This window comes from Actinomycetospora sp. CA-053990 (assembly GCF_050948445.1).
GTDB classification, from domain to species: Bacteria; Actinomycetota; Actinomycetes; order Mycobacteriales; family Pseudonocardiaceae; genus Actinomycetospora; species Actinomycetospora callitridis.
Window position 1 is genome coordinate 4,878,401 of sequence record NZ_CP192043.1, and the last position, 11,116, is coordinate 4,889,516.

An 11,116-nucleotide genomic window follows, 5' to 3' on the forward strand; every position below is an offset into this window, starting at 1 on the left:
GCGGAGCGGCGGGCACGGCGCGACCGAACCGGTCGACGAGCTCGCCACCGCCCCGCACCGAGCGCATCCACACCCCTCCACCCCGCGGGACCCGGCCGGGGCCGGGGCGGGGCGGGACCGGTCACACGGCGCCGGATCGCCCTCGCGCGGTCAGCATCGGCGAGCGCGCCGGCGCGTGGGGGCGGTTTCGGACAAGTCGCCGAAGTGTTCCCGAGTGCAAAGCAGGGGCTACCCCAGCGCGTCGCGCAGGAAGGCGACCTGCAGCAGGAGCAGGTTCTCGGCGACGACCTCCTGGGGCGTCATGTGCGTGACCCCGGAGAGCGGCAGCACCGTGTGCGGGTGCCCGGCGGCGAGCAGGGCCGAGGAGAGCCGCAGGGTGTGCGCGGCGACGACGTTGTCGTCCGCGAGCCCGTGGACGAGCATGATCGGCCGCGCCGGAGCCGTCGTCCCGGGGTCGTCGAGGATCGAGGAGCGCTCGTAGGCGTCCGGGCGTGTGTCCGGGTGGTCGAGGTAGCGCTCGGTGTAGTGGGTGTCGTACAGGCGCCAGTCGGTCACCGGCGCGCCCGCGACCGCCGCGTGGAAGACGTCGGGCCTGCGGAGCACCGCCAGCGCGGCCAGGTACCCGCCGAAGGACCAGCCGCGGATGGCGACGCGGTCCAGGTCGAGGTCGCCGACCTGCTCGGCCGCCGCGTGCAGCGCCGCGACCTGGTCGTCGAGCACCGGGGTCGCGAGGTCGCCGAACACGGCCCGCTCGTAGGCGGGCCCGCGCCCGGGGTGCCGCGGCCGTCGGCGACGACGACGGCGAAGCCCTGGTCGGCGAACCACTGGCTGGTGAGGAACGCCCCACGCGACGCGAGGACCCGCTGGGAGTGCGGCCCGCCGTAGGGGTCGAGCAGCACCGGGAGCCGCCGGGACCCCGCCACGTGGTCGTGCGGGAGCAGCACCGCCACCGACGGGCCGCCGGGGTCCGTCGCGACCCGCCGCACCTGCGGGACGAGCCCCGTCGACTGCGCGTGCGACACCACCCCGACCGAGCTGCCGTCGGCCCGCAGGACCGTGGTCCGGGTCCCGTCGGAGTCGAGGTCGGCGCCCGCGAGCACGGTGACCCCGCCCGCGCGACGTCCCGACCACACGCCGTACTGCGGACCCAGCCGCACCGGCCCGTCCGCGCGCGACCACGTCCACACCGTGACGTCCTCGGGCCGCTCGGAGGCGGTGAACAGCACCGTGTCGCCGTCGACGTCCGCGACGCCCCTCACCTGCAGCCCGGCGGGCGTGACGGGCACGCCGTCGACGACCAGCCGGCGCGTGTCGTCCCGGTCGGCGCAGCGGACGAGGGCGCCGTCGGACAGGTGCGTGGGCACGCCGCCCACGAGGTCGACCCAGACGTCGTCGGTCTGCTCCACGGCCACCGTCGTCTCGCCCGTGTCGGGGTCGACGCGGCGGACGTCGACGCGCCGCTGGTCGCGCGTCGAGACGGTGACGAGCAGGTCGTGCACGCTCCACGCGACGTCGGCGAGGTACGCGGTGTCCGCCCCGAGGTCGACGGCGGTGCGCGTGCCGTCGAGGTCGACGAGGGCGAGGTCGACGACGGCGTTGGCGGTGCCGGCCGCGGGGTAGGGCATCTCCACGGGCCGGCGGTCGGGGTGCGCCGGGTCGGCGATCCACCACCGGCTCACCGGCGCGTCGTCGACGCGGGCGACGGCGAGCTGCGAGCCGTCGGGCGACCACCAGTACCCGCGGTAGCGGTTCATCTCCTCCGCGGCGATGAACTCCGCGAGCCCCCAGCTCACCCCGGGGCCGTCGCCGTCCCCCGGACCGGCCAGGACGTGGGTCGTGCCGGTCGCGCGTTCGTGGACGTGCAGCGTGCCGGCGCGGACGAACGCGACGCGGGCGCCCGTCGGGTCGGGCCGCGGGTCGATCACGGGGCCGTCCACCGGCAGCGGCTCCGGGCGCGCCCCGGGCACCAGGTCGACGGTGAACGCCCGGCCCGACACCACGAAGACCGCCAGGCTGGCCGCGGCGTCGAGGGCGTACTCGACGATCCCGCCGGACTGCTCGCGGACCCGCTCGCGGCGGGCGCGTTCCTCCGGCGGCAGGTCCTCGTCGCCGGGGACGTCGAGGTCGCGCGGGTCGACCAGCAGGTGCTCCTGCCCGGACGGGACGTCGAGCAGCCACAGGCAGGTCACGGGGTCGTCGCCGGCGCGGCTGCGCAGCAGCACCACGCGGCGCCCGTCGGGCGAGACCGTGGGTCGGCGGGGGGCGCCGAGGGTGAACCGGCGCGTGGCGGCCTGGCGGCGCGGGAAGCTGGCCGTGGGATCGGAGGCGGCGGGGTCGGCGGTCACGCGGCCGAGTCTGCCTGCTGCCACCCCCTCGACGCCCGAACCCGGTCGCCCCCGCCCGTTAGGCTCGGCCCGTGGTGGAGACGGAGCGACGCAAGATCGCCCTGACCGGGATCAAGCCCAGCGGCGAGCCGCACCTGGGCAACTACGTGGGGGCGATCCGGCCTGCGCTGGAGCTCGCCCGCACGGCCGACTTCGACTCGCGGTACTTCATCGCCGACCACCACGCGCTCACCGGCACGCCCGCGGCCGGCGACATCGCCGCGTGGACGCGTTCGGTGGCCGCGACCTGGATCGCGGCGGGTCTCGATCCCGAGCGCACGGTCTTCTACAAGCAGTCCGACGTGCCCGAGACCTTCGAGCTGACCTGGATCCTGTCCTGCGTCACCGGCAAGGGCCTGATGAACCGGGCGCACGCCTACAAGGCGGCCCGCGACCGCAACGTCGAGGCCGGCGAGGACCCGGACGCCGGGATCAACCTCGGTCTCTTCGACTACCCGGTGCTCATGGCCGCGGACATCCTGATCATGGAGGCCGACCTCGTGCCGGTCGGCCGCGACCAGCTCCAGCACGTCGAGATCGCCGCCGACGTCGCGGGCAGCTTCAACCACCGCTACGGGCAGGGCTTCCGGCTGCGCATCCCCGAGGCGGTGGTGCCGCCGGAGACGACGGGCCACACGCTGCCCGGCCTCGACGGCCGCAAGATGAGCAAGTCCTACGACAACTACATCCCGCTCTTCCTGCCCGCGCCGAAGCTCAAGAAGATGGTGCGCCGCATCCCGACCGACTCCACGCCGGTCGAGGCGCCGAAGGATCCGGACTCCTCGGCGGTGTTCCAGATCCTCGCCCAGTTCGCCGAGCCCGACGTCGTGGCCGACACCCGCAAGCGGCTCGAGGCAGGCGGGGTGGGCTGGGGTGATCTGAAGAACCAGCTCGCCGACGTGCTCGAGGTGCAGCTCGGCCCGCTGCGGGCTCGTTACGAGGAGCTCGTCGCGCCGGACAGCGAGCTCGACGCGATCCTGGCCCACGGCGCCGAGGTGGCGCGCGAGCAGGCGTTGCGCGTGCTGCGGGGCGTGCGGCGCGCCGTGGGCGTGGAGGTCTGAGCCCGGCCCGACGCGTCAGCCGATGGTCGTGCGCTCGGCGATCCCGGCCGACTCGCGACGCGGCGCGGGCAGACCGGCGACCAGCCCGTCCCACCCGCCGCGACGGCCCATCTCCTCGGGCGTCTCCGGGACCTCGGGCACCTCGCCCAGCCAGAGCCGCAGCGGCCCCGTGTCGAGCGGACGCAGCGCGCCGTCCGGATCGGTGGCCTCGGTACGGCGGCGCAGCCAGGTGCCGAGCGCGAGCGCCGTGACGATCGACGCGACGCACCAGACGGCCACCACGATCGCGACCCACATGAGGACCGGCACGAGCACCTCCGACGTCACAGGGAGCGCAGTGACCGAGCGTGCCCGGAGGACCACCGCGTGCGTTGCGCTGAGGATGACATCTCGCGTGGACCGACGGGTAGGGTCTCACTCGATCGGATGTCCGGACGCCAACCGTCGGTCGATCGCGGAGGACCGTTTGCGGGCGTTCGCGACCGTTGAGCGTCCGATGGCGACCTTTCGGCGCGTCAACGGCACCGGCGACCAACGGTGAGAGTCATCCGGCTTCCAGAGCAGCACCGATACGCCGAGCGACGGCGGCTGACTCGTCCGGAGAGCCGTAGGGGTGGCGCGGTCCGAGGAAGAAGCGCAGCCCGTCCTTGGGCCGGCGCGGGATCACGTGCAGGTGCAGGTGCGGCACCGACTGGCTGATCACGTTGTTGATCAGCACCAGCGAGCCGGGCGCGTCCATGGCGCCCTCCACCGCCCGCTCGAGGCGCTGGGCGAGCGTGAAGAACGCCGCGAGCTCGTCAGGAGGCAGGTCGGCGAGCGTGGTGACGTGCGTCCGCGGGACGAGCAGGACGTGACCCGGGAAGACCGGCTTCGTGTCCAGGAACGCCACCGTCGTGGGGCCGGAGTGGACGACGTCGGCCGGCGCGTCGCCGGCGACGACCGCACAGAAGGCGCAGGGCTTGCTCACGGGTCGCAGCGTGTCAGGGTCGCCGGATGGATCGACGCACCCGGGGCGTTGGGACGGACATGGACCCGGCCCCGGACTCCCCGACCCTGCTCGTGATCGGCCACGAGACGGACACCGACACCGTGCCCGTGCTGGCCGGGACCCTCACCACCTGGGCGGCGGACCGCGGCGTCACCATGGTGCCCGCCGTCGCCGGGGGCCCGATGCCCGATCCCGCCGACGTCGACGCGGTCGCCGTCCTCGGCTCGGCGCAGGGCGCGTGGGACGACGACGTGCCGTGGCTCGCCGCCGAGATCGACCACCTCCGGGCGGCGATGGCCGCCGGCACGCCGGTGCTCGGCATCTGCTTCGGCGGACAGCTGCTCGCGCGCGTGCTCGGCGGCCGGGCCGAGCCCGCCTCGGGGCGTCGGGAGAACGGGTGGCAGGAGATCGTCACCACCGCCCCGGACGTGGTGCCCGCCGGGCCGTGGATGGAGTTCCACTTCGACACGTTCACCGCGCCCCCGTCGTCGGAGGTGCTCGCCACCTCGCCGCGCTGCGACCAGGCGTTCCGCGAGGGCCCGCACCTGGGCCTGCAGTTCCACCCCGAGGTCACCCCCCAGGAGTTCGACCTCTGGATGCGCCGGCTGTCGGCGGAGCGCCTGATCGAGCTCGGCATCGACCCCGCGGCCCTGCGCGCCGAGACCGTCGCGCGGGCCGAGGAGTCGCGCGTGGCGAGCTGGGGCCTGTTCGACGCGTTCGCCGAGCGGGCGGGACTGGTGAACCGCACAGTGGCCCGATGAGCCGTGCCCAGACGACGAGTGACCCGATGAAGGTCCGGGTCGGCATCGGCGCCGGTCCGTCGCGCGACGACCCGGCCGCCGCGACCCTCGAGCTCGTCGACGGCTGCGAGGCGCGGGGCATCGACTCGGTGTGGTTCCCCGACCGCATCGCCGCGCCCGCCATCGAGCCGCTCGTGGCGATGGGCTGGGCCGTCGCCCGCACGAGCTCGCTGAAGGTCGGCAGCGGCGTGATCGTCCTGCCCGGCCGCAACCCGGCGGTCGTCGCGGCCCAGCTGGCCTCCCTCGCCGCCCTGGCACCGAAGCGGATCCTGCCGGTCTTCGGCCTGCGCCCGGCCACCGCGGCCGAGCGCACCGCCTACCCGGTCGCGGGGCCGCGTGCTGCGGTGTTCGAGGAGGCCCTGACGGTGGTACGCCGCCTGCTCACCGAGGAGTCGGTGACGTTCCACGGGTCGTTCTTCACCCTCGACGACGCCGTCGTGGCGCCGCGCCCGGCCCGCCCGCTCGACCTCTGGCTCGGCGGCCTCGTCCCGGCCGCCCTGCGCCGGGTCGGACGGCTGGCCGACGGGTGGCTCGCCTCGTTCGTCACCCCCGCCGAGGCGGGCGAGGCACGTCGCACGATCGCCGCCGCGGCCGACGAGGCGGGCCGCGAGGTCGAGGACGATCACTACGGCACGAACCTCCTGGTCCTGCCGCCGGAGACGTCCGCGCAGGACGCGGACCGGGCGCGCGCGTCCTTCGCGCACCGGCGGCCCGAGATCGACCCGGACGAGCTCCTCGTCGACGGCTGGGACGCCGCGCGCGCTCAGGTGCAGCGGTTCGTCGACGAGGGCATCACGAAGTTCGTCGTCCGCCCGGCCGTGGCGCCAGCGTCGTGGCCGGGGTTCCTCGACGAGTTCGCCGAGCACCTCGTCCCGCTGGAGAGTTAACGACTACCCATCACGCGGGTCAGCGCGATCTCCAGGACGACGCGCTTCGGGTTCTCCCGCGGGACGCGGTAGCGCTGGGCGTAGCGGTGCTCGCCGTCGGCCACCGACTCCGGGTCGTCCCGGACCACCGCCAACCCCTCGAGCGTCGACCACCGGCCGCGGTCGACCTGGCTGACCGCGACCCGCGCGCCGCCCTCCCCCGCCGCGCGCACCTGGCGGGCCTTGGCGCTGGTGCCCGACGTGATGACCCGGGCGATCGCGGTGTCCAGGTCGAGGGTGACGCCGACGGGCACGACGTGCGGCGACCCGTCACGGCGCAGGGTCGTCAGCGTGCAGAGGTGGTACTCGGACCAGAACTGCGCGAACTCCTCGCCGCGCGCGTGCAGGTCGGCCGGTGTCACGGTCACGGACGCCGATCGTGCCCTGCCGGGTGCGCGGGCGGTCACCCGCCCTGGGGCGGCGGCGGTGACGCCGACCGGGTGACGGTGTCGGCGAGCCACGCCCAGAAGCGCGGGTCCATCGGCGACGTGGTCGGGATGACCATCTGGGGCTCCACCTCGGCCGCGCTGGTCGACGTCCGGTCCGAGGAGCTGTCGGAGCTGTCGGAGGTGTCGGAGCTGTCCGAGCTTTCCGAGCTGCTCGAGCTCTCCGAGCTGGACCCACCCGGGTCGCGGTCCCCGGTGGCCACGGTGCGCCGCGAGGTCGGGCCGTCGGTGGCCGAGCTGCGGGTGGCCGAGCTGCGGGTGGCCGAGCTGCCGGTGGCCGAGCTGCGGGTGGTCGGGTCGTCGTCGGCCGTGGCCCGGGTGCTGGCGCGGGACGAGGTCTCCGACGACCGGTCCGAGCTGTCCGACGACTCCGGGGCCTGGGTGGTCGTCCGGGGCCGCGTCGCGGTGACCGACTCGTCGCCCGTGGACGCCGAGGCCTCCCCGTCCGAGGCGGACGCCGTCGCGTCGCCGGCCGAGGCCTCGGCCCCGTCGGCCGACGCCGAGGCGGACGGGCGGGCGGTCCGGGCCGCGGTCGACGTGGGGTCGGCCTCGGTGGTGTCCGGAGCGGACGTGTCGTCGTCGGACGCCGGGTCGCGGTCCTCCGGCGCGCTCGTGCGGGTGGTCAGCGAGGCCCCGGTGGTGGGGTCGACGGTCGTGGTGGTGCCCCGCTCCGGATCGGTGGTCGTGGTGACCCCGGTGGACGGGTCGGTGGTCGTGGTGGGCGCCGCGGAGCTCCCGGACGTGTCGTCGTCCGGGGCGACCGTGGCGTCGCTCGGGAGCGGCCAGCCCTCGGGCGTCGTAGTGGGTAGCGAGCGCTCGGCGGTGCCCTCCGGCGTCGACTCCGGGCCGCTGCTGTCGGCGTCCGCGCTCTCGGTCGGCTCCCCGTAGGTCGGCCAGCCCTCGGGCGTGGTCGCCGCGGTGCGGGAGCCGGTGGGGAGCTCGAGGGTGGGGTCGTCGGCCGTGGTCACCGGCGGAGTGGTGGCCGCTCCCCCGGGTCGGTCGGCGGGGGTCTCCGCCGGCGTCCGGGCGGGCGTCCCGGTGGGCGAGGAGGGCTCGTCGGCGCCGCTGGGCAGCAGGTCGGGCAGCAGGCCTCCACCGCCTCCGCGGCCCCGGCCTCGCTCGTCACCGTCACCGCGGTCGCCGCCGCGGCCGCCACCGTTGCCCTCGCCCCGGCCGCCTGCGTCCCGGCCTCCTGCGTCCCGGCCTCCGCCGTTGCCGCCGGGCGAGCCGGTGGGCTCGTCGCGCGTCGGGTCGGGCAGGAGCGGGAGGTCGAGGACCGGACCGGTGTCGTCGTCGTCAGCCGTCTCCCGCGGCCCGGTCTCCCGCGGAGAGGTCGGCGTCGGACCTCCCGTGTCGAGGGGGATGCTCGGGTCGAGCGGGGGCTCGATGGGGTCGGGCGAGCTGTCGGCACCCGGCAGGGGCACGGGGTCGAGCTCGGGTGCGAGCTGGTCGAAGCCCGGGGGCGGCGTGACGGGCTGCGCGGAGCCCGGGTACGCGGGCTCGCCCGCCGAGGCCGACGGTGTGCCGAGCGGGCGCGAGCCCGGCAGCGGGATGGGCGTCAGCGGCGGGGCGACATCATCGGGAAGAGAGCCGTCGGGGAGCGAGCCGCCGGGCAGGGCCTGGGGGTCGTCGGTGGAGGCGGGCGCCTCGCTGGCTGGTTCGCCGGAGACCGGCTCGCCCTCGGAGGAACCGTCGGCCGTCTCGGAGGTGGTGGGGGCGTCCGAGGCGTTGCCGGTGAGGCCGGTGGCGTCCTCGCGGGGGCCGGCCGGGACGACCGCCGTGCCCACGCCGAACAGCGCAGCGACGAGGGCGACCGTGAACAACGTGGTGACCACGATGTTGCGCGGAGTGCGGAACGGCCACGGTCGCGGACGCGGCGCCGGGTTCCACCCTCGGGACGAGGTGGACGGCATTCAACCCCCATCGAATCCAGCGTCGAATCCAGCCCGCCCCCGACAGCGGTCCGTGGCCCCACGACCTCGGAGATCTGCACGCTACGCCGCTCCCGCACGCCGGGTCAGCCGTTTCGTGGTTCTCCCGGCTTTTCCGCGGGCACGATGGAGGGCGTGGGTGCCGAGCTCGGGGCGCGCGACGTCGCGCGCCCTCCGACCGTCGAGATGCCGACACCCCGGCTCGATCTGGACCTGGCCATCGTGCGCAGTGCCTATCGCACGATGCGCGGCCTGCTGCCCGATGTGGAGCTCTGCTACGCGGTCAAGGCCAACCCGCAGTCCGAGGTCCTGACCCTGCTCGTCGCCGAGGGCGCGTCGTTCGACCTGGCGAGCGTCGGCGAGCTCGATCTCTGCCTGCTCGCCGGCGCCCGTCCCGGCGCGCTGTCCTGGGGCAACCCGGTGAAGAAGGTCACCGACGTCCGGGCCGCCCGCGCCGCCGGGGTCGCCCGCTTCACCACCGACGCCCCGGCCGACGTCGACCTGCTCGCCCGCGAGGCCCCGGGCGCGACCGTGGGCGTGCGGCTCGCGGTCGCCGACGACGGCGCGGCGACGCCCTTCGCGGGGAAGTTCGGCGCGGGCGAGGACGACGCCGTGGCGCTCCTGGGTCGCGCCCGGGTGGCGGGTCTCGACGCCGCCGGCATCGGCTTCCACGTCGGCAGCCAGCAGCGCGACCCCCTTGCCTGGGCGCGCGCGATCGACGTCGCCGCACGGGTCGCCGCACGCCTCGGCGAGGACGCTCCGAGGGAGCTGAACCTCGGCGGCGGCTTCCCCACCACGCACGCCGGCGGTCCGACACCCGACCTCGCCGCCTGCGCCGCCGCGATCCGCGAGGCCCTCGCCCGTCACGCCGGCCGGTGGCGTCCCCGTCTGGTGGCCGAGCCGGGCCGGGCCCTGGTGGCCGACGCCGGGACCCTGCGCGCCGAGGTGGTGCTCGTCGCCGAGCGTGCGGGGCGGCGGTGGGTCTACCTGGACGTCGGCCGCTACCAGGGGCTCGCCGAGACCGAGGGCGAGATGATCGTCTACCGGCTCCGGACGCCCGGACGCACCGGCGCGACCGGTCCCGTGGTGCTGGCCGGGCCCACCTGCGACGGCGACGACGTCCTCTATCGCCACGCCGACGTCCGCCTGCCCCTCGACCTCGCGCCCGGCGACGTCGTCGAGTTCCTCGGCGCGGGCGCCTACACGGCCAGCTACGCCTCGGTGGGCTTCAACGGCCTGCCGCCCCTGCCCACGTACGTGCACGAGACCCCGGAGGAAGGTGGGCGTTGACGACCACGACCCCGACCACACACCAGACGGACCCCGCGTCGTTCGCGGGCCGCCACGTGCTCGCCGAGCTGCGCGGTGTCGATCCCGCCGTGCTCGGCGACGAGCACGCCGTGGCGGACGCCCTGCGCCGCGCGCTCGACGAGGGCGGCGCGACGGTGCTCGACGTCATCACGCACCGGTTCGAGCCCCAGGGCACCACCGTCATGGCGTTGCTGGCCGAGTCGCACGCCTCGGTGCACGCGTACCCCGAGGCCTCCGCGGCGTTCGTGGACGTGTTCACCTGCGGCGTGCAGGCCGACCCCGAGCTCGTCGTCGACACCCTGGGGCGAGAGCTGGGGGCGACGGAGGTGCGCGCGCAGGTCGTCGCCCGGGGCGCCGGACTCGCGCCCGCGGGTGGCGGCCGGGAGGTCGACGAGCCCCTCGCGGCCGGGATGCGCCGGCGCTGGCGGCTCGACGAGGTGCTGTGGCGGGGTCGCACGGAGTGGCAGGACATGATGGTCGCGCGCACCGCGCAGGGCATCTCGCTGTTCTGCGACGGCGAGCGCCAGTCCACCGAGCAGAGCCAGCTCGTCTACCACGAGGCGCTCGCCGTCCCCCCGATGCTGCTGGCGGACGAGCTCCGCTCCGTGCTGGTCGTGGGGTCGTCGGAAGGCGTCGTCTCGCAGCTCGCGCTGGCCGCCGGCGCGACCCGCGTCGACCACGTCGACATCGACACCGAGTGCGTCCGCCGGTGCGCCGAGCTGCTCCCCTACGGCTACACGCCCGCCGAGCTGGCCGCCGCCGAGGCCGGCGACGGCCCGGTACGCATGCACGACGCCGACGGCTGGCAGTTCCTCGCCGACGCCGCCGCGCGCGGCGAGCGCTGGGACGTCGTGATCGTCGACCTGCCCGACGAGCCGGTCGAGGTGACCGACCCCGCCCAGCACGCCCGGCTCTACGGTGCGGAGTTCCTGCGCCGGTGCGCCGACGTCCTCACCCCCGGCGGGGTCGTGTGCTCGCAGGCGGGCTGCCCGACCCTGTGGCGCAACGACACGCTGCAGCGGATGACCGACCGCTTCGACGACGTGTTCGCGACGGTGCTGCCCTACTGCTCCGACGAGCACGAGTGGGCCTACCTCAGCGGCCGCGTCGACCCGGTGGACGACCCGGTCGCGCTCGCGATCTCACGCCTGGACCGCTTCCCGGAGCTGACCTCGATCGACGCCGACGCCCTGCGCCGCGGCGCGATCCTGCCGTTCGCGATCCGCGCCGGCCTGCCGGGCTCCTGACCCGGACGACCGCGCGCACGCC

At 75.6% G+C, this 11,116-nt stretch carries 10 protein-coding genes and 1 pseudogene; 6 read left to right on the top strand and 5 right to left on the bottom strand.

The genetic code is table 11. From position 1 onward, the window contains the following. Window positions 1-228: 228 nt before the first annotated feature. Window positions 229-1,185 (bottom strand): prolyl oligopeptidase family serine peptidase, encoded by a 957-nt coding sequence (locus ACQPYN_RS24985; protein ID WP_433039021.1) that lies wholly within the window; start codon window positions 1,183-1,185, stop codon window positions 229-231. A gap of 170 nt (window positions 1,186-1,355) precedes the next feature. Beyond that, window positions 1,356-2,369: pseudogene (locus tag ACQPYN_RS24990) on the bottom strand (DPP IV N-terminal domain-containing protein); the annotation flags it as partial. A 50-nt stretch (window positions 2,370-2,419) separates the two neighbouring features. On the opposite strand from ACQPYN_RS24990, the gene ACQPYN_RS24995 reads away from it, so the two are divergent. Then, the gene (locus ACQPYN_RS24995) at window positions 2,420-3,445 is read left to right on the top strand and encodes a tryptophan--tRNA ligase (protein WP_433039023.1); all 1,026 of its coding nucleotides are present in this window, start codon (window positions 2,420-2,422) and stop codon (window positions 3,443-3,445) included. 15 nt (window positions 3,446-3,460) lie between these two features. Here ACQPYN_RS24995 and ACQPYN_RS25000 read toward each other — a convergent pair whose 3' ends face one another. Continuing rightward, complete coding sequence (locus ACQPYN_RS25000; RefSeq protein WP_433028963.1) at window positions 3,461-3,754, bottom strand: hypothetical protein; 294 nt, start codon at window positions 3,752-3,754, stop codon at window positions 3,461-3,463. 235 nt (window positions 3,755-3,989) lie between these two features. Next, the gene (locus tag ACQPYN_RS25005; RefSeq protein ID WP_433028965.1) at window positions 3,990-4,412 is read right to left on the bottom strand and encodes an HIT family protein; all 423 of its coding nucleotides are present in this window, start codon (window positions 4,410-4,412) and stop codon (window positions 3,990-3,992) included. Window positions 4,413-4,471: 59 nt separating this feature from the next. On the opposite strand from ACQPYN_RS25005, the gene ACQPYN_RS25010 reads away from it, so the two are divergent. Together ACQPYN_RS25010 and ACQPYN_RS25015 are read left to right on the top strand one after the other, a co-directional pair. Then, window positions 4,472-5,194 (top strand): type 1 glutamine amidotransferase, encoded by a 723-nt coding sequence (locus ACQPYN_RS25010; protein ID WP_433028966.1) that lies wholly within the window; start codon window positions 4,472-4,474, stop codon window positions 5,192-5,194. Then, complete coding sequence (locus ACQPYN_RS25015; RefSeq protein ID WP_433028968.1) at window positions 5,191-6,120, top strand: TIGR03854 family LLM class F420-dependent oxidoreductase; 930 nt, start codon at window positions 5,191-5,193, stop codon at window positions 6,118-6,120. The genes ACQPYN_RS25010 and ACQPYN_RS25015 overlap by 4 nt, the downstream gene beginning before the upstream one ends. Here the strand turns inward: ACQPYN_RS25015 and ACQPYN_RS25020 are convergent. Then, window positions 6,117-6,527 (bottom strand): TIGR03618 family F420-dependent PPOX class oxidoreductase, encoded by a 411-nt coding sequence (locus tag ACQPYN_RS25020; protein ID WP_433028970.1) that lies wholly within the window; start codon window positions 6,525-6,527, stop codon window positions 6,117-6,119. The two genes, ACQPYN_RS25015 and ACQPYN_RS25020, sit on opposite strands and share 4 nt — an antisense overlap. A gap of 129 nt (window positions 6,528-6,656) precedes the next feature. Here ACQPYN_RS25020 and ACQPYN_RS25025 point away from each other — a divergent pair, with 129 nt between their 5' ends. The 3 genes from ACQPYN_RS25025 to speD all read left to right on the top strand — a co-directional run bounded on the left by ACQPYN_RS25025 (window position 6,657) and on the right by speD (window position 11,094). Then, entirely contained in the window at window positions 6,657-7,493 is an 837-nt protein-coding gene (locus tag ACQPYN_RS25025; protein WP_433028972.1) for a hypothetical protein, read from the top strand. Window positions 7,494-8,662: 1,169 nt separating this feature from the next. Next, on the top strand, window positions 8,663-9,826 hold the full coding sequence (locus tag ACQPYN_RS25030) for a type III PLP-dependent enzyme (RefSeq protein ID WP_433028974.1): 1,164 nt from the start codon (window positions 8,663-8,665) through the stop codon (window positions 9,824-9,826). Further along, window positions 9,823-11,094 carry an adenosylmethionine decarboxylase gene (gene speD, locus ACQPYN_RS25035; RefSeq protein WP_433028976.1) on the top strand — a complete coding sequence of 424 codons (1,272 nt, stop codon included), beginning with the start codon at window positions 9,823-9,825 and terminating at the stop codon, window positions 11,092-11,094. Before ACQPYN_RS25030 ends, speD begins: the two co-directional genes overlap by 4 nt. Window positions 11,095-11,116: the final 22 nt, after the last annotated feature.

What these genes read in the sequence shown, in the direction of transcription:
- ACQPYN_RS25025 (WP_433028972.1), top strand. Translation starts at nt 6,657, where the DNA reads ATGACCATCTGGGGCTCCACCTCGGCCGCGCTGGTCGACGTCCGGTCC.
- ACQPYN_RS25015 (WP_433028968.1), top strand. Translation starts at nt 5,191, where the DNA reads ATGAGCCGTGCCCAGACGACGAGTGACCCGATGAAGGTCCGGGTCGGC.
- ACQPYN_RS25010 (WP_433028966.1), top strand. Translation starts at nt 4,472, where the DNA reads ATGGACCCGGCCCCGGACTCCCCGACCCTGCTCGTGATCGGCCACGAG.
- ACQPYN_RS25030 (WP_433028974.1), top strand. Translation starts at nt 8,663, where the DNA reads ATGGAGGGCGTGGGTGCCGAGCTCGGGGCGCGCGACGTCGCGCGCCCT.